The sequence below is a fragment of the Streptococcus sp. SV2 genome, assembly GCF_030440175.1.
Classification (GTDB): Bacteria; Bacillota; Bacilli; order Lactobacillales; family Streptococcaceae; genus Streptococcus; species Streptococcus raffinosi.
The window spans coordinates 1-19,022 of the sequence record NZ_JAQFJQ010000013.1 but is presented as its reverse complement, the minus strand read 5'-3'; the positions used below and the strand labels follow the sequence as shown (position 1 = coordinate 19,022).

The 19,022-nt window shown below is 41.0% G+C and carries 11 protein-coding genes; all 11 read left to right on the top strand.

The genetic code is table 11. The annotated features are described in order from the left end of the window. The first annotated feature begins 81 nt into the window (after positions 1–81). On the top strand, positions 82–1,308 hold the full coding sequence (gene secY2, locus PCY14_RS07465) for an accessory Sec system protein translocase subunit SecY2 (RefSeq protein ID WP_060934288.1): 1,227 nt from the start codon (positions 82–84) through the stop codon (positions 1,306–1,308). Between the two features lie 101 nt (positions 1,309–1,409). Beyond that, positions 1,410–2,981 (top strand): accessory Sec system protein Asp1, encoded by a 1,572-nt coding sequence (gene asp1 / locus PCY14_RS07460; RefSeq protein WP_301363364.1) that lies wholly within the window; start codon positions 1,410–1,412, stop codon positions 2,979–2,981. Further along, entirely contained in the window at positions 2,968–4,506 is a 1,539-nt protein-coding gene (asp2, locus tag PCY14_RS07455) for an accessory Sec system protein Asp2 (RefSeq protein ID WP_293920156.1), read from the top strand. Before asp1 ends, asp2 begins: the two co-directional genes overlap by 14 nt. Before the next feature lie 2 nt (positions 4,507–4,508). After that, positions 4,509–4,955 carry an accessory Sec system protein Asp3 gene (gene asp3, locus PCY14_RS07450; protein ID WP_037613584.1) on the top strand — a complete coding sequence of 149 codons (447 nt, stop codon included), beginning with the start codon at positions 4,509–4,511 and terminating at the stop codon, positions 4,953–4,955. Further along, on the top strand, positions 4,948–7,323 hold the full coding sequence (gene secA2, locus PCY14_RS07445; protein ID WP_301363362.1) for an accessory Sec system translocase SecA2: 2,376 nt from the start codon (positions 4,948–4,950) through the stop codon (positions 7,321–7,323). The genes asp3 and secA2 overlap by 8 nt, the downstream gene beginning before the upstream one ends. Before the next feature lie 12 nt (positions 7,324–7,335). Next, positions 7,336–8,844 carry an accessory Sec system glycosyltransferase GtfA gene (gtfA, locus tag PCY14_RS07440; protein WP_021146149.1) on the top strand — a complete coding sequence of 503 codons (1,509 nt, stop codon included), beginning with the start codon at positions 7,336–7,338 and terminating at the stop codon, positions 8,842–8,844. Continuing rightward, on the top strand, positions 8,841–10,193 hold the full coding sequence (gene gtfB / locus PCY14_RS07435) for an accessory Sec system glycosylation chaperone GtfB (protein WP_060934292.1): 1,353 nt from the start codon (positions 8,841–8,843) through the stop codon (positions 10,191–10,193). The genes gtfA and gtfB overlap by 4 nt, the downstream gene beginning before the upstream one ends. Beyond that, a complete protein-coding gene (asp4, locus tag PCY14_RS07430) occupies positions 10,186–10,365 on the top strand; it encodes an accessory secretory system protein Asp4 (protein ID WP_002883547.1) in 180 nt (59 codons plus the stop codon). Before gtfB ends, asp4 begins: the two co-directional genes overlap by 8 nt. A 4-nt stretch (positions 10,366–10,369) precedes the next feature. Then, positions 10,370–10,594 (top strand): accessory secretory protein Asp5, encoded by a 225-nt coding sequence (locus tag PCY14_RS07425; protein ID WP_060934293.1) that lies wholly within the window; start codon positions 10,370–10,372, stop codon positions 10,592–10,594. Positions 10,595–10,627: 33 nt separating this feature from the next. Further along, positions 10,628–11,629, top strand: coding sequence for a sugar transferase (locus tag PCY14_RS07420; protein ID WP_060934294.1), 1,002 nt, complete (start codon positions 10,628–10,630; stop codon positions 11,627–11,629). Between the two features lie 492 nt (positions 11,630–12,121). Continuing rightward, positions 12,122–18,730: an accessory Sec-dependent serine-rich glycoprotein adhesin gene (locus PCY14_RS07415; RefSeq protein ID WP_301363360.1), complete on the top strand. Its 6,609-nt coding sequence runs from the start codon at positions 12,122–12,124 to the stop codon at positions 18,728–18,730. Positions 18,731–19,022 lie beyond the last annotated feature (292 nt).

Below are 19,022 nucleotides of genomic sequence, written 5' to 3'. Positions count from 1 at the left end.
ACTTAGACAGAGAGTAATGTCTGTCTCGCCTTTCATAAGGTAAGATTAGCCTGTCCACAGAGGCAGGAAGTAGGAGTAATAGTGAAAAAAATTAGTCAATCGATAATTACCAAGCGTGTCTTATGGACCATCTTTTTCCTCTTCATTTATTGTGTAGGGAATCAATTGGTTCTTCCTTTTGTGGATTTGAAACATGCCAATATCTTTGGAGGAGTCATAGGTTCCTTGGCTTTCTCTAGTGCAATGATGGGAGGAAACCTCAGGTCTATGTCACTTTTCTCAGTGGGCTTGTCGCCTTGGATGTCGGCCATGATTCTTTGGCAGATGTTTTCTTTCTCCAAGAAAATGGGCTTAAAAAACCTCCCTATTGAAATTCAGGACCGTAGGCGAATGTATTTGACTCTAGCAATCGCAGTCGTCCAGTCCTTGGCAGTGTCCTTAAACCTGCCTATCGTCTCCGGGGTCAATGCTGGCCTCGCCATTTTTATGAATACGATTCTGTTGATTGCCGGGACCTTTTTCTTGGTCTGGCTATCGGATCTTAACTCCCTCTTTGGGATTGGTGGTTCCATTGTCATCTTGATGGCAAGTATGATGGCTAATTTGCCTTTCCAAGTCATGGAGAGTTTTGATAAGTTAGGTATCGGTTGGAATGTCTTTCTTCCCTTAATCCTGTTCAGTTTGGTCTTCCTCTATATTTCAGGAGTTGTCCAACGGGCCAGATATCGTATTTCAATCAATAAAATCAATATTCATAACCGCTTCAAACAGTATTCTTACTTGGATATTATGTTGAATCCAGCTGGAGGGATGCCTTTCATGTATGCCATGTCTCTAGTCAGCATTCCTCAGTACGTCTTTATGCTGATTCAATTTATCCATCCTGAAAACAAGTGGACCAGTGGTGCCATCAAGGCCTTGACTGTCGGGCAACCCATCTGGCTGGCCGTTTATATGGTCATGCTCTTCGTTCTCGGTTTAGCCTTTGCCTTTGTTAATGTTAGTGGTGAACAAATCTCTGAACGGATGCGCAAGTCGGGTGAATACATCTATGGTGTTTATCCAGGTCAAGAAACCAGTGCTTATATCAACCGCTTAGTTCTTAGGCTTGGTTTCATCGGTGCCCTTTACATGCTCTTTATGGCAGGGGTTCCCATGTTAGTTGTCTTGGTCAATCCAGATTATTTGCAACTGAGTATGATTCCAGGGACCTTCTTGATTTTTAGCGGTATGATTTACAATGTTAACGAGGAAATGAAAGCTTTGAAGCTCAACACTTCCTATACCCCACTTTTTGAAAATGTATAAAACACTCACCCCTCATAGGGTTGAGAGGTAGGCTGGTGACATGTGATCGGTCTACCCCTCAATCTCAAGTATTGTGATGTAAAGACAATAAAGGAGAATTCATGTATTATTTTATTCCAGCTTGGTATGGGCAGACGGATGAATTTTGGAAGACGTCCATTGATCCTTGGTATCTGACACGTCAAAAAATTGAATTTGATGATAGTCTACACCAAGTCCGTATTTTTCAAGATGAGGAGCTGACTCCGCAGCTCTTGCTTTTGGCCTACCAGCCACATTTGCGTTATTTCTTACACCGTCATGATGTCTTGGAAGTTAAGGCCACAGCCATCTTTGACTTGGTTCAGGGAATTAGCGATGAAGCTATGCGAAACCTACAGGTAACCGATTTGGACTGGCCTGAAGGCTCTACTTTTGTCTATACACCGTTTGCTATTGTGGTTCAATGTCAGCACAAGCGTTATGCCGAAATTGAGTTCGGTACTGAGGGCTTTATTGCCATGATTCGCTACTTTGATGAAGAGCAAATCATCCGTGAAGATGTCTATGATGACCGTGGCTTTGTTTCAAGTAGTCTCTATTTTGAAAATGGTCAGCCAATCTATCGCAATTACCTAAATGCAAAGGGAGTTTGGCAACTTTGTCACTTCTTTGATGGGCGTGGGATTGTGGCTAATCCTAGAACAGACGGCCGCTTTAATAAGAGTTACTACGGTGACCTTTCGGAAGTCATTTGGGAATTTTTGGATAAATTTTTGGCAGAAAAAGTGACGAATGATGACCGTTTTGTTATAGCTTCAGACTTGCGTCACAACAAGCCCCTCTTTAATCACTTGCCAGCAGAAAATACCAAGATTTTGACCTGGTTTGCAGAACGAAATCAAGATGACAGTATTGATGCCTATGCAGGCTTTTTGTCGCAAGTGGACTTGTTGATTGCTGACCGCTATGATTACTTGGAGCAACTTCAGGTCGCCTATCCAGAAGAGGCCAAGAAGCTTAAACACATGGCTTCCTTTGATACCCGTTTGGCTTTGGGAACCAGTCAACGTGTTAAAGAGTCTAAGATTTTCTATCAGGTTGATTTGAATCAGTTGGATTTAGAGGCTATTTATCAAGTGTTAGCATTCGTAGCCAAGTATCCTAAGACTCGTGTTGAATTTGGGGCCTTTAATGCCAATCCAGAGCAACTTCAAAATTTGGAACATCAAGTTGAAAAAATGATTGACGAACGTTTTAGCTCAGAAGTCTTTGAAGAGGTTGTTGAAAGTAGTGGTGCGGAAAATAGATTGGAAGAAAACAATGAAATCATCAGTCGTTTTTCATTCCAAGACCTCCGTGACGAGACGGCTCTTATCAAGTCCCTTCAGTTTACACGACTCATTGTCGACTTGAGTAAGGAGCCTAACCGCTATACCCAAATCGCAGGAATTAGTGCCGGTATTCCACAGATTAACCGAGTGGCGTCTGAGTATGTGACCCATCAAGAAAATGGTTATATCTTGAAGCACTTGTCTGATTTTGAAAAGGGAGCTTATTACTATTTGGGTCAGTTGAACAACTGGAACCGTTCGCTTATCTATTCTATTGAGAAAATTAAGGAAAATACAGGAGACCGTTTGGTGCAAAAATGGGAAAATTGGTTGAAGGAGGAGCAGCATGGCCAAGGATAAACGCTTGAAAATACTACAAGTTGGATCAGCTAACTGGTCAGAAAATCAGGAAATTCCTGAAAATATGAATTGGTATTTTAGTCCTCTTGGTCAGCTGGAGACCTTGCAAGAAACTATTGAAGCTGACGAAATCAAGACTTTCACAGCAGTTCTTGTAGATAGTCCTGAAGGGCTCGAGGAATTGATGGCTATTAGAGAATGTTTGATTCCTCATACTGTTTTCTTTGACCAAACCATAAAAGTATCAGACGAGAGCCTTCTTCAGTTTCTGAAGGAAATTTGTGCTGTTCCGACGGATTTTTCAAATCAAGGCCAGCTGATTATTACCCTTTCCAAAGCGCTCTTTTCAGGTCAATATGGGGATAAATTGTTTCCATTTAGGATTCAAGCCAACCCCAATTTCACGGGACAAGTGACTTATCATGGTTATGAGAGTGTGATTTTGTCAGGTGATTATGGTCAGGAGTATAAGCCGGTTTTAGATTGGACCTATAATATCAGAGCCAGCAAGGAAAATCCTATTGAACTTTGGTTGGAATTTGATAGAGATGAGACTTGCGAGTGCCGTTTGATTCTCAATCTTGTGCCAGAAGGTTCAGTTGTAGATATCTTCAAGACCTACATCGTTTCAGAAGAAGAAATGCGCAAGGGAGCTATTGTCCTTGATGAGGATAGGACCTTCCTTTTGTCAGCGAGTCTGGAGATGAAGGGACAGGGTAAGATTACCATTGGTGGGCTCCACCAACGCTTGACTCGCTTCCAGTTTGGGAAGTTTGTCCTTGGCGGTGGTATTCTCCATGATCACAAACGTCAGGAAGTCAACTATTTCTTTTATCCTGGCGACTTCAAGCCACCCTTGTCTGTTTACTTTTCCGGTTTCCGTCCTGCCGAAGGTTTCGAAGGTTTTGGGATGATGAAAGCTTTGGGAACTCCCTTTTTGCTCTTTTCAGACCCTCGACTCCTAGGGGGAGCCTTCTACATGGGAACAGAAGAATTTGAAAATAGTATCAAGAACACTATTCAACATTACTTGGATTATCTAGGCTTTGATAATGATCAACTCATCCTCTCTGGGATGTCTATGGGAACTTTTCCATCAATGTACTACGGTGCAGACTTTGAACCTCATGCCATTATCATGTCTAAACCTCTAGCTAATGTTGGTACGATCGGTAACCGTGCCCGACTCTTGGCGCCAGAGGTCTTTCCAACAGGGATTGATGTCTTGCATTTGCAGACAGGGCGTTTGGATAATGACGGTGTTGAGGCCCTTAATCAGAAGTTCTGGGATAAGTTTAAAAAAGCAGATTTTTCAAACACGACCTTTGGTCTTTCCTACATGAAGGATGAGGACATGGATCCGACGGCTTACGAGGATATCACCAAGTCTCTCTATTACTCGGGGTCTAAGATTCTTAGCAAGGGAACATCAGGTCGACACAACGATGATTCTGCTACGGCGACAACTTGGTTTGTCAATTTTTACCGTATGATTTTAGAAAATGATTTTGGAAGAAAGGAGTAAGAATGTTCAGAAACAAGAAATCAGAAATTCTGTGGGGCTTAAATCTTAGGACTTATATGTATGGTTCAACAGTTGTTAAACGCCAAGATGGTTCTGTGCAATTTTACAATCCTTTGGTGCCATCAGGAACTGACATTAAGTCCTGGGTGGCTATCCAAAACTATCAATCGGATCGTACTCAGCCTGACCTCCCATTATTGAAAAAAGGGCACAGCTATGACTTGACGGCTAATCTCGAAGCTGTACCAACAGGCTCAGTCTTTTTGAAAGTCAGCTTTTTGGACCGTTATGATAATGAAATCAAGCAGCTTATTGAAAAAAGTACTCAGATGACCTTTGTCTACCCACACGAAGCTTATACCTATAGTATTTCGCTTTTGAGTGCTGGGGTCAAAGAGCTGGATTTCTACAGCTTAAAACTGGAAGAAACAGGAGAAGAACATGTTTAAACAACTGAATCCTATTCTCCCTGTTAAGGAGATACTCAAGGAAATCAATGGTCTAGCTGATGAAATAGCTGGTTTGAGCAACCTTGAGTTGAAAAATAAAACGCAGGAATTTCAGGAGCGTTTGGCCCAAGGAGAAAGCTTGGATGACCTTCTTCCAGAAGCTTTTGCGGTTGTTCGTGAAGCGGATAAGCGCGTGCTAGGCATGTTCCCTTATGACGTTCAGGTCATGGGAGGCATTGTCATGCACCAAGGCCATATTGCCGAGATGAATACGGGTGAAGGAAAGACCCTAACGGCTACCATGCCTGTCTATCTTAATGCCTTGTCAGGCCAAGGAGCCATCCTGGTTACGACCAATGAATACTTGGCTATCCGTGACGCTGAAGAAATGGGCCAGGTCTATGAGTTCCTAGGTTTGACGATTGGTGTTCCTTGTGTAGAAGGCAGTAATGAGATGGATCCATCAGAAAAGCGGGCCATCTACCAATCAGACATCGTATATACGACCAATGCTAGCCTAGGCTTTGACTATCTGATTGATAACCTTGCGTCTAACCAAGACGGGAAATACATGCGTCCCTTTAACTATGCCATTGTCGATGAGGTGGACTCTGTCCTTCTTGATAGTGCCCAGACGCCCTTGATTATTTCTGGTGCGCCCCGTGTTCAGTCCAACTACTATGGGATGATGGACACCCTGATGACTACCTTGGTCGAGGGTGAGGACTATGTCTTTAAAGAGGAAAAAAGTGAAGTTTGGTTGACGACTAAGGGGGCTAAGGCTGCCGAAAGTTATCTGGGTATTGGCAACCTCTACGATGAGGAAAATAGTACCTTTGCCCGTCACCTACTCTTTTCACTTCGTGCCCACTTGCTCTATAAAAAGGACAAGGACTACATTATTCGAGATGGCAAGAAGGGGCCAGAAGTGGTGCTTCTTGACAAATCAACAGGTCGTCTCTTGGAATTAACCAAGCTCCAAGGTGGACTCCACCAAGCTATCGAAGCCAAGGAATTAGTGGCCCTGTCACAAGAAACCAGAGCTATGGCTTCCATCACCTACCAAAGTCTCTTTAAAAAATTCCAGAAAATTTCAGGGATGACAGGGACTGGTAAGGTAGCCGAAAAAGAATTCCTAGGCACCTATGGAATGAAGGTCATTCAAATCCCAACCAACCGTAAGAAACAACGTATCGACTATCCCGATAAGATTTATGCGACCCTACCAGAGAAGGTCTTTGCCTCTTTAGAGTATGTCAAGCACTACCATGAAAAAGGTAACCCCATCTTGATTTTCGTTGGGTCGGTGGAAATGTCAGAGCTTTATTCTTCCCTGCTTTTGCGTGAAGGAATTGCTCATAATCTCTTGAATGCCAATAATGCACCACGTGAAGCGGAAATGATTGCCGAATCAGGACAAATGGGTGCCGTGACGGTTGCGACCTCAATGGCTGGACGTGGAACGGACATCAAGCTTGGTAAAGGTGTAGCTGAACTCGGAGGTTTGGTAGTTATCGGTACCGAACGTATGGAAAGTCAACGTATTGACCTGCAAATTCGTGGCCGTTCTGGACGTCAAGGGGACCCTGGTATGTCTAAGTTCTTCGTCTCCTTGGAAGACGATGTGATTAAGAAATACGGTCCATCATGGGTTCACCGTACTTACAAAGAATATGCCATTAGTGACCACATTGAGCCTAAGGAATTGACCGGTCGTAAGTACCGTAAATTGGTTCAAAAAGCCCAAGAAGCCAGTGAAAGTTCTGGTCGTACTTCACGTCGTCAGACGCTTGAATTCGCAGAAAGTATGAACATCCAACGTGAGATGATTTATGCCCAACGTGACCGTCTCATCTTCCACAATCAAGGCTTGGATACTGTTATCGATGAGGTACTTGATGACTTTATCGACCAAGCTGTGGCTGATGAAGATTTCTCAAAAGCAGAGAATCTCTATCACTTTATCTTGCGTAATATCAGCTTCCGCATCAATGAGATTCCTAACGATTTGGATCTTAACAATCGTGAAGAAGTCTTGGAACTCATTTACCAGTTTGCCTATCGTGAGCTAGAAGCCAAGAAGCAGGAGTTGAAAACTAAGGAACTCAATGAGTATTTCCAACGTTTAGCCATGCTTAAGGCTGTGGATGATAACTGGGTAGAGCAGGTAGACTATCTGCAACAACTCCAAATGGCTATTGGTAGTCAACAATTGAGTCAAAAAAACCCTATTGTCGAGTATTACCAAGAGGCCTACAAGGGCTTTGAGGCTATGAAACGTCAAATCAGAAAGGATATGGTTCGTAATCTTCTCCTTAGTCAGGTGCAAGTCACTAAAAAAGGAGATATCATCAGCCATTTCCCATAAAATAAGGAAATTATGACAGTATATAACATTAATTTAGGTATCGGTTGGGCCAGCAGTGGTGTCGAATATGCCCAGGCCTATCGTGCCAAGATTTTCCAGGAAATGGGACAAGAAGCCAAATTTGTCTTTATGGATCTCATTCTTGGGGATAATATCGAGCATATGACCAGCAAGATTGGTTTTTCAGATGACCAAATCATCTGGCTCTATAACTATTTTACAGATGTCAAAATCGCACCATCTACCATCAAACTAGCTGAAATCGAGGCTATCTTACCTGCTAATCCTGAACACAAGGAAGTTTCCGGTTCAGTGATTCGTTACCATTATCCACAGGATGACCTAGTGGTAGCTTGCCATCTTCGTGCGACAGATGGAGTTTCTGTGGAAACCGTCAGCTATTTTGTCAATGACAAGCTCTTGCGTAAGGATTTTTACTCTTATACCCGTTATTGTAGTGAGTATTATGCGCCTAAGGACAATCAAGCCAAGGTTTACCAACGCCGTTTTTATAATGAAGATGGCTCGACCGCCTATGACATGATTGTTGGAGACAATAATCAGGACATTTATCGTTTTCCGGATCAGGTCCTCTATGGCAAGCAAGAATTCCTTCGCTATTTCTTCAAACGTCTGGCCCTAACCAAGGATGATGTGGTTATCTTAGACCGTGAAACTGGTATTGGGCAGCTGGTCTTTGAAGAAGCACAAGCTGCTCGTCTAGGGGTAGTCGTTCACGCTGAACATTTCAGTGCCAATCAAACTGATGACGACTACATTCTCTGGAATAACTATTACGAGTACCAGTTTACCAATGCGGACAAGGTTGATTTCTTTATCGTAGCGACAGACCGTCAGAAGGAAATTCTTGAGAGGCAGTTTCGTCACTACACTAACCATGATCCAAAGATTTACACCATTCCAGTGGGAAGCTTGCCTGAATTAGTTGGGCAGGACAAGTCACGTAAGCCATTTTCAATGATTACGGCCTCACGTTTGGCTCAGGAAAAACACATTGACTGGTTAGTTCGTGCAGTTATTGAGGTTCATAAGACCCTACCAGACATCACCTTTGATATTTATGGTAGTGGTGGGATGGATGCCAAGTTGCGTGAGATTATTGCTGAAGGGCAAGCAGGAGACTACATTCGTCTCATGGGGCATGCTGATTTGACCGACATTTATAGCCAATATGAGGTTTATTTGACAGCTTCAACCAGCGAAGGCTTTGGCCTTACCCTCATGGAGGCTGTTGGTTCAGGTCTTCCCATGATTGGTTTTGACGTTCCTTATGGTAATCAAACCTTTATCGAAGATGGGGCCAACGGCTATCTCCTTCCTGTCGCTGAAAATCATGTTGTGGATGTCATCACTAAATCCTATAAGGATGCCATTGTCCGTCTCTATGAAGAAGGTAATATTGAGGCCATGCGTCAAAAATCTTATGACCTTGCCCAAGGCTTCTTGACTAGCCGGGTCAAGGCTGCTTGGAAACAGTTACTTGAGGAGGTACGCTCATGATTTTCTTATGTGATAATTATCATCAAGCCAGTAAAGACTTGGCTTATACCCTTCAGGTAGCAGGATGTGATGCCACAACTGTTGTCATCAATCCAGATGGTTTTCTTCCCAAAGGAACCCTGTCACCTTTTACCTACTATGTAGAAGACCAAGATGAAACTGGCAAACCTCGCTTTTTCAACCAGGTTCCTGTTCCAGCTTTTTGGGAAATCTCAGGTAACAATCAAGTGGCACAGGTGTCAAATCTCACTGAAGAACGTGCCCGTATTACCTTCCCTGAAGGAAGCAAGGCCCGTATCGTTAAAAGTGTTGAATGGTTGGACAAGTCAGGAAAGGTTCGTCAAGTAGACCACTACAACAAGTATGGTTTCTGTTTTGCCAAAACCACTCATGATGAGAATGGTCAGCCAGTCTTTACTAGCTACCAAACCAAAGAAGGTGACGAGCGCATCTTGGAAAATCATGCTACTGGTGACATCCTCTTGACCCTACCTGGTCAAAGTCTACGTCGTTTCGCCAACCGTACCGAATTTGTCAAGGCCTTTTTGGCTCAGGTCTTTGGTGACATTGACCATATTATCTTTAACAGCTTAGCAACGCCTTTCATCGTCTCATGGACTATGGAAAATACAGGGGCAACTGATATTCTGGTCTGGCAAGAGCCTCTGGGAGATATCCTACCAGGTAACATGAATGGTATCTTAGAGGATAATTCAGCTAGGGCCAATGCTATCATCATTCCTGATAAGACAACTTATGAAAAAGCCTTGACCTTGGTACCTAAAGAAAAACACCATAAATTACTTTCTTTAGGCTATGCCTATGACCTCAAGGAAAATCATGGCAAATCACACAATGCCTTTATCGCAACCAACTCAGATCAAATCGAACACCTGGAAGCCTTAGTAGAGGCATTACCTGATGTGACCTTCCAAATTGCAGCTGTTACTGAGATGTCAGCCAAGTTGCTTTCAATGATGCGTTACTCAAATGTAGTGCTCCATCCTAACGTCAGTCACAAGCAACTGGACAAGCTCTACCAAGAGTCAAATCTCTATTTGGATATCAACCATCATAACGAGTTGTATAAGGCTACACGAACAGCTTTTGAGCACCAGTTATTGATTTTGGCTTTTTCAGAAACAGTTCATGGACGTGTCTACACGGCACCTGAACATATCTATGCTGGTCAGGACTATCAAGCAATGGTCGCTAAGATTAAGCAAGTTCTTGAACAAGATCAAGCCATGCAAGAGGCCATGCAGGCTCAAAAAGCTCAGGCTAATACCCTGACAGCCTCTGACTTGACCAATCGCTTACAAGGACTTTTAGGAGGAAATCATGTCTAAAAAAGATTTATTCTACGGTGATGTTGAAGGCCGTATGGAAGAACTCAAGCAAAAGCCTATTACGAAAGAAAAAGAAACCAGAGGAGAAAAGATTAACAAGAGCTTTTCAATCATGCTCGGACTTGTGATTATTATCGGTTTAATCTTCACTCTCATTGGTTTGTTGAGGTAGGCTTATGATGTTAGTATTAATGGTTCTAGCACTGATTCTTTCGGTTGCCCTTATCGTCCTAGTTACCATCCAACCCCGTCAAACACAGATTTTTTCAACAGATGCTACGAGTAATATTGGTAAACCAAGCTATTGGTCTAGTCAGCCTATTCGCAAATTTTTGACCTTAGCTATTAGTATAGCCTTATTTATCCTCTTACTTATATTTATGATTGTGTCTTATAAGTAAAGAGCTTGATTATACAATAGAAAGAAGAAGCGCATGCGTGTACATTTTACGAATTTATTTGGGCAGTCCCCACGTAGTGTGGCCTTGATTGCCCAAAATGATACGATGAAGATTGCCAAGGAGCTTGGTGCCAATGAATTAGCAATCTATTTCTACGATAACAGCCAGGAGTCAAGTGGTGAATTAAATTCCCGCCTTGATGGTATTGTGGCAGGAGTAAGCTATGGTGATATTGTCTTCTTCCAGTCGCCGTCGTGGAATAGTGTCGCTTGGGACACTAGCCTCCTTCATAAATTTAGGGCAGTGCAAACCAAACTTGTGATGTTCATCCATGATGTTCCACCTATAATGTTTCCTAGTAATTATTATCTCATGCCTAATTACATTGAGATGTATAATCTTTGTGATGTCGTCGTTGTTCCATCAGAACAAATGCGTGATCGACTCATTGAGGAAGGGTTAACGGTCAAAAAGATTATTATCCAGGAACTTTGGGATTTACCTCATAGCCTTGACTTGCACAAACCAAGCTTCCAAAAGAAGCTCATCTTTGCTGGTAATCCAACTCGTTTCCCCCACATTCTCAACTGGCAGCAGGAGACTCCTCTTCATGTCTATGCGGATAAAGAAGAAGACAAGGATTATTCCAAAATTCAACTTGAAGGCTGGCGCAATAAACAGGAACTCCTGTTTGACCTTTCTAAAGGAGGATTTGGTCTCGTCTGGGGAAACTCAGAAAAATCTGAAGATGAGCTCGATTACTATAAGTTGAATATTTCCTATAAACTCTCTACCTATTTAGCTGCAGGCTTGCCAGTTGTGGTGCCTGACTATCTTTCAAATGCTGACTATGTCAGAGAACATGGCCTAGGCTTTGTCGTTTCGAGTCTGGAAGAAGCAGACCGTTGTGTACAAGAATGTACAGAAGAGCAGTATGCCCAGATGGTTGCTAACGCACAATACACTGCCTACCTCATAAGCAATGGTTATTTCATCAAGAAGCTTTTTATTGATGCTATAATGGCCCTTGGTTAATAGTCTAAAAAGAATTATCGGAAGGTAATTCTTTTTTTGTAGATTTTTGAGCATATAAATTGACTTTTTAGAAAATATTTAAACCAATTTTACTTTAAGCTAAAAGATTTAAGGAAGTAGGGTATCTGATTAGGAAGAAGGTTAAAAAAAGTGTGTTAGAAACACCAAATATGTCAAAATAAGGGGTCTAAAATTGATTGAAATTGTTTGAAAATTTATCTTAAGCTAAATTGTAAAATAATTTAGAAGCGTGATAAGAGTGGAAATAAAATGAGAAAATGTAAAGAAAATAGCGTAAAATCAAGGCTTTAAGCCTGATTTGTTCTAAATTCGAAAGAATATAGCATAAATGACAGAAAATTCAGAATTGCGAAAACCTTACATATTTTAGAGAAAATGAGACAAAGTGCAACAATTTTTAGTTAACTTGTGTTATATTATAAAATGTAATTTCCAGATTAGGAAATGACTCATATCTATTTGGAGGTAAATATGTTTTTTAGACGCCAAGAAGGAGAATATCGCGAAACAGACCGTGTGACTCGCTTCAAACTTATTAAATCGGGTAAAAACTGGCTTCGTGCCGCTACATCAAACTTTGGACTTTTCAAAGTTGTTAAAGGTGGCGCAGACGCACCGTCAGTTTCAGTTCAAAATGTAGAAGAAAAAACTTCTCTTCTTTCAGGTCAAGCCCTTCTTAAAGGAATTGCAGCAGCGGGTGCTGTGGCAGGTGGTGCAGTAGCTACTTACACAGCTCAAGCCGAAGAAACAAGTGCTCCAGCTTTGGAAAGCCAAGCAACTACAACTCATGATGTTTTGGCAAACTCTGAATCTGTAGCTTTGAGCACTGCGCCTGTATCAGAAGCAGTAGCTTCAGAAGCTCCAGCAGTAGCATCAACAAGCCAAGAGTCTACAAGCTCTTCAGCTGACGCTCAAGCAAGCACAGACGCTTCAGTTTCAGTATCACAATCTGTATCAGCAGAATTGTCACAAGCTATCTCAGAATCTGTATCACTTAGCAAAGTGAACTCAACTTCTGAAAGCCAATCACACACTGAAAGCAACAGTGGTTCACACTCAGAATCATCTTCAGCTTCAGAATCAGCAACTTCAACAGCTGCAACTGCATCAGAAACAGCTACTCAAGAAGATGAAAAAACTATCTTGGATCAAAACGTTTCAGAAGCAGAATTGCTTGTAAATATTGCTAAAGATTATCAAGCTAAGTTGACTGACACAGCTGCTAAAGCTGAAATCCAAACAGCTATCGCAACAGTTCAAGAAGAAGTTGCTAAATCAACAACCTTGCTTGCTGCATCAGCAACAAACGCTGCTTACGCAGAACAACGTGAGCGCCTTGGTAACGCTGTTGACAACATGATGACTAAGATCACTGACAACGGCTTCACAGGTAACTCAGTAGTTAATGGTGTTGCAGCAGTGACAGCACAGTTGGATGCTATTTCTACTTCAAATACACTTGCAGCAGGTGTTGATGCAACTCCAGGTATGGACGATGCTAACGGTGCGACACTTACTGACAAGTCAACTACAATTCCTGCAGGATACTCAGCTGACCCAGCAGCGAATCGTTTGACATTTGGTGTTTGGAATCTTAAATCATATAACCAAGATTACAACACAAACTATTATGTGACTTTGTCAGTTGATAAGACAACTAGCACAAACAATCCTGATGTTTATGTACGTTTGGTAGATAAGAATACAGGCAGTGAAGTTGCAAACGCAACTTTGTCTTCAGCCAACGCTGGTAAAGAAGTAAATCTTGGGAATCTTTCAAGCAATAAATACTATCCTTATTTCGTTTATAATGCTTCAACAGATGGTGGTTCTGCTACTGTAGATGTTATTATCAAGAATAATTCAGAAAAAGCTTTTGCCAAAGAAACTGAACAAGTTTATGATTACTTAACACCAGCTAACCAAACTGAAAGCAAACCAAACGTTGAAATTGGTGTACCATCAACTAAGATGAACCAAACAACTCACTACAAGGTGGTTGATACTACATCTTCAACATATAATGCTACACGTCCAGCTTCAGATACAACAACTCAAAGCTACAAACCAACTGGTAATGAAACTGAACTTGCTACATTTACTCAAACAGGTATTCAAGGTCAAAATTATACAGCTTCTAACCCACGTTCATTTGAAGGTTATGTCTTGTACCAACAAGCAGATGCTTCAACAATGACTGGTGAACTTGGTAATTCGGTTGGTGCTAAGTTTGCTGAGTTGAAGGGAACTCGTGCTCATTATTACGTTAAACGTATTCGCGAAGTAGTTTCCAATGATGGTTCAACAGTTACAAAACTTTATGTTTTGGATCCATCATCTGTTTCAACATATAATGAAGCAACAATGGGAAATAACACAGATACAACTGGCTATACCCTTGTTTACACAACTCCAGTAATTAAACCAGGCGAAAAATATATTCCATCTGCAACAAGTATGGATACAGATAAAGTCCTTGTTTCAAGCAAGAATGGTGATTATCAAATCCAAGTTTCTCCATGGCATAATCCTGATAAACCAGAAGAAGGTCTAGTTTATCTATCAGGTTGGTATACAGCGGGTCATCATGGTGATAAAGCCTATATGTTCTTGGAGCATCCAAAAGGAACTGAAAGCTCAACACCAGGAGGAAATAAAGAAAACGTAGTTGGTGGACAAAACTCAGGAAACTTTGGTAACCAATTCTCTATTCCATCAGCAAATGAAAAACCATCTGGTGATACAGTACATTACTACAAGAAGACAGATGAAAAAGGTAACGTTTACGTTCACTATAGAGATACTGAAGGTAACGAAATCAAAAAATCAGTAACAGATGAAGATAAACAACCTATTAATAAAAACTATGACACAGTAGTAGATAATCGTCCAAAAGAAATCGAATTCGAAGGTAAGACATACGAATTGGTACCAGCAGGTAACTACAAAGTAGGTCAAGTTGACTCAGATGGTCACCTTACAACTTCAGATGATGTTAAAGGTTCAGTTGCTAAACAAGATAAAAATGTTACCTATATCTATAAAGTGAAAGAAACACCAAAAGAAGGTGAAGTAGTTATCACTTATGTAGATACGAAAGGTAACGAAATTCAAAAACCTCGTCAAGATACACCTAAATCACCATATGACACACCATATGACACAACTGAAAAAGGTGAAAAACCAAATATCATCAAGACAACTGATGGTAAGACATATAAAATTGTTCCTAAAGGTGATTATCCAGTAGGAGATGTTGATGAAAATGGTCATTTGAAATCTTCAGATCCTATTACTGGTAAAGTTGACAAACCAAAATCAACTATTACTTACGTTTATGAAGAGGTTGGAAGTGTCTTTGTTCATTATAAAGATATTAATGGAAATACGATCATGGGATCTGTTATTGATGAGCAAGATCAACCACTTGAGAAGGATTATGATACAGTAGTAGATAATCGTCCTAAAGAAATTAAATTTGAAGGTAAAACTTACGAACTTGTAGAAGCTGGTAATTACCCAGTAGGTCAAGTTGATAGCCAAGGTCACTGGACAGGTGATGATGATACGACTGGTAAAGTGGCTTCAGGTGAGAAAAATGTTACTTATATCTATAAGTTGAAAAATGAATCTCAATCAAATTCAGCATCTGATACAACATCAGCTTCACTATCAGAATCAGAAGTTGTGTCTAAATCACAGTCAGAATCAGAGGTGGTTTCTAAGTCGCAATCTGTTTCGCAATCAGCATCAGAAAAAGCTTCTAAATCACAATCAGAATCAGAGGTGGTTTCTAAGTCACAATCTGTTTCACAATCAGCTTCAGTATCAGCAAGCCAATCTGAATCATTGAAAACTTCGGCATCTGAATCAGCTTCAGTGTCAGGAAGCCAATCAGCGTCGTTGAGCACCTCAGCGTCAGCATCAGCTTCAGTATCAGGAAGCCAATCAGCATCGTTGAGCACCTCAGCTTCAGCATCAGCTTCAGTATCATCAAGTCAATCAGTATCGTTGAGTACTTCAGCATCTGAATCAGCTTCAGTATCAGCAAGCCAATCAGCGTCGTTGAGTACTTCAGCATCTGAATCAGCTTCAGTATCAGCAAGCCAATCAGCGTCGTTGAGTACCTCAGCGTCAGCATCAGCTTCAGTATCAGGAAGCCAATCAGCATCGTTGAGTACTTCAGCATCTGAATCAGCTTCAGTATCAGCAAGCCAATCAGCGTCGTTGAGTACTTCAGCATCTGAATCAGCTTCAGTATCAGCAAGCCAATCAGCGTCGTTGAGCACCTCAGCGTCAGCATCAGCTTCAGTATCAGGAAGCCAATCAGCGTCGTTGAGTACTTCAGCATCTGAATCAGCTTCAGTATCAGCAAGTCAATCATCATCGTTGAGTACTTCAGCATCTGAATCTGTCTCTGTTTCAGCTTCTATCTCAGAATCAATTTCAATTGTTACAAATAACTCAGAATCAGAATCAACTTCATCATCTGAGTCAGCATCTGCTTCATTGAGCAATTCAGTTTCTGTAAGCGCCTCTGAGTCAGCATCTGCATCAGAATCAGCAAGCACATCAGCTTCAGTTTCTGCATCAGAATCAGCAAGCACTTCAGAATCAACTTCTGTATCTGAATCAGTATCAGCTTCTGAATCATACTCTGCATCTGCTAGTCTTTCAGTTTCAGCTTCTACATCAACTTCAGTTTCAGAATCACTTTCTAGCTCAGAATCTACATCTGTATCAGTTTCTCAATCATTGTCTGAAAGTGAAACTCCTAAAGTTGGTGAAGTCATCATTACTTACATCCGTGAAAATGATGGTAAAGAAATTCAAAAACCACGTCAAGACACACCAAACTCACCATATGACACACCATATAACACAACTGAGGAAGGTGAAAAACCTAACACAATTAAGACTCCAGATGGTAAGACATACAAGATCGTACCAAAAGGTGACTACCCAGTAGGTAAAGTTGACGGTGACGGGCACCTTGAATCATCAGATCCAATTAAAGGTAAAGTTGATAAACCTAAATCAACAATCACTTACGTTTATAAAGAAGTGAAGGGTAATGTATACGTACACTATGTTGATGTTAATGGTAACAAGATTAAAGACGATGTGACTGATGAAAAAGATCAACCAGTTGATAAAGACTACGACACAGTTATTGACAACCGTCCAAAAGAAATCGAATTCCAAGGTAAGACATACGAATTGGTACCAGCTGGTAACTACCCAGTAGGTAAGGTTGACGAACAAGGTCACTGGACAGGTGATGATGCTACAACAGGTAAAGTCATCGAAGGTGATAAGAACGTTACTTACGTATACCAACTCAAAGAACAACCAGCACAACCTAAGGGTAATGTATACGTTCACTATGTAGATACTGAAGGTAATATCATTAAAGATTCAGTAACTGATGAATTGGCACAACCAGTTGGTAAAGACTACGACACAGTTGTAGACAACCGTCCAAAAGAAATCGAATTCCAAGGTAAGACATACGAATTGGTACCAGCCGGTAACTACAAAGTAGGTCAAGTAGACGAACAAGGTCACTGGACAGGTGATGATGCTACAACAGGTAAAGTCATCGAAGGTGATAAGAACGTTACTTACGTTTACAAACTTAAAGAAGAACCAGTACAACCTAAGGGTAATGTATACGTTCACTATGTAGATACTGAAGGTAATATCATTAAAGATTCAGTAACTGATGAATTGGCACAACCAGTTGGTAAAGACTACGACACAGTTGTAGATAACCGTCCAAAAGAAATCGAATTCCAAGGTAAGACATACGAATTGGTACCAGCCGGTAACTACAAAGTAGGTCAAGTAGACGAACAAGGTCACTGGACAGGTGATGATGCTACAACAGGTAAAGTTGTCGAAGGTGATAAGAACGTTACTTACGTTTATAAACTTAAAGAAGATCCAACGAAACCTAAAGAAGGTGACGTCATCATCACTTACGTAAACGAAAAAGGTAAGGAAATCAAGAAACCTCGTCAAGACACACCAAACTCACCATATGACACTCCATATAACACAACTGAGAAAGGTGAAAAACCTAAGACTATCAAGACTCCAGATGGTAAGACATACAAGATCGTACCAAAAGGTGATTACCCAGTAGGTAAAGTTGATAAGGATGGACACCTTGAATCTTCTGACCCAACTAAAGGTAAAGTTGAGAAACCTCGTTCAATCGTCACTTATGTTTATAAAGAAGTGAAAGGTGACGTTTACGTTCACTATAAAGATACTGAAGGTAACACAATCAAGACTGACGTTACTGATGAAAAAGATCAACCAGTCGACAAAGACTACGATACAGTTGTAGATAACCGTCCAAAAGAAATCAAATACAATGGTAAGACATATGAATTGGTTCCAGCTGGTAACTACACTGTAGGTAAGGTTGATGGACAAGGTCACCTTGAGTCATCAGACGCTACAACAGGTAAAGTTGTTGAAGGACGTAAAGATGTTACTTACATCTACAAACTCAAAGAACAACCAGCACAACCTAAGGGTAATGTATATGTTCACTACGTAGATGAAAATGGTAACACAATCAAACAATCTGTTACAGATGAATCTAAGCAACCAGTAGGTAAACATTATGATACAGTAATCGATAACCGTCCTAAGACAATCGTTACTGCAGATGGTAAAGTCTATGAATTGGTACCACAAGGTAACTATCCAGTAGGTAAAGTTGATGGTGATGGTCACTTGACTACAACTGACCCAGTAACTGGTAAAGTCATCGAAGGTGATAAGAACGTAACTTACGTTTACAAACTTGTCGATACAACTCCAGAAAAACCAGTGACACCAACTCCTGGTAAACCTGAACAACCAACTCCAGCTAAACCAGTTAATCCAGCTCCTAAAGCTCCAGCTAAAACAACTCCTGTAACTCCAGCTAAACCAGCTTCAGAAATGACACAATTGCCAAATACTGGTGAAGAGTCTAACGTAGCTGCTACAGCAGCTCTAGGTTTGCTTGCAACTGCATCTGGCTTGGCTCTTGCGGCAAAACGCAAAAAAACTGAGGAATAATATTTCCTCGACTTACCTCCCTAAAACTTTTGAGTGACTAGTCCTAATAAAACACTAACTACTCTTAAGAAAGAATAAGCCGATTAGCTTCGTTCTAAAAAGACACATTCCAAATTGGAGTGTGTCTTTTTGTGATTATGAGATTAACCTAAAGGATTAGAATTTGTGGCTCTTTGTCAACTGTAGTGGGTGACGAAAAGCTAACATCTAGAGAGAACCTGATAGGTTTTCTCTTTTTGTATGTTCAGAGTGATGAAAACACGCTTCCTAAAGTTAATAAAGTTTCTAAAAC

Bases quoted from the DNA above. Each gene is read 5' to 3' on its own strand.
- secA2 (WP_301363362.1), top strand. From the start codon at position 4,948: ATGTTTAAACAACTGAATCCTATTCTCCCTGTTAAGGAGATACTCAAG.
- PCY14_RS07425 (WP_060934293.1), top strand. From the start codon at position 10,370: ATGATGTTAGTATTAATGGTTCTAGCACTGATTCTTTCGGTTGCCCTT.
- PCY14_RS07420 (WP_060934294.1), top strand. From the start codon at position 10,628: ATGCGTGTACATTTTACGAATTTATTTGGGCAGTCCCCACGTAGTGTG.
- gtfB (WP_060934292.1), top strand. From the start codon at position 8,841: ATGATTTTCTTATGTGATAATTATCATCAAGCCAGTAAAGACTTGGCT.
- asp3 (WP_037613584.1), top strand. From the start codon at position 4,509: ATGTTCAGAAACAAGAAATCAGAAATTCTGTGGGGCTTAAATCTTAGG.
- gtfA (WP_021146149.1), top strand. From the start codon at position 7,336: ATGACAGTATATAACATTAATTTAGGTATCGGTTGGGCCAGCAGTGGT.
- asp4 (WP_002883547.1), top strand. From the start codon at position 10,186: ATGTCTAAAAAAGATTTATTCTACGGTGATGTTGAAGGCCGTATGGAA.
- asp1 (WP_301363364.1), top strand. From the start codon at position 1,410: ATGTATTATTTTATTCCAGCTTGGTATGGGCAGACGGATGAATTTTGG.
- asp2 (WP_293920156.1), top strand. From the start codon at position 2,968: ATGGCCAAGGATAAACGCTTGAAAATACTACAAGTTGGATCAGCTAAC.
- PCY14_RS07415 (WP_301363360.1), top strand. From the start codon at position 12,122: ATGTTTTTTAGACGCCAAGAAGGAGAATATCGCGAAACAGACCGTGTG.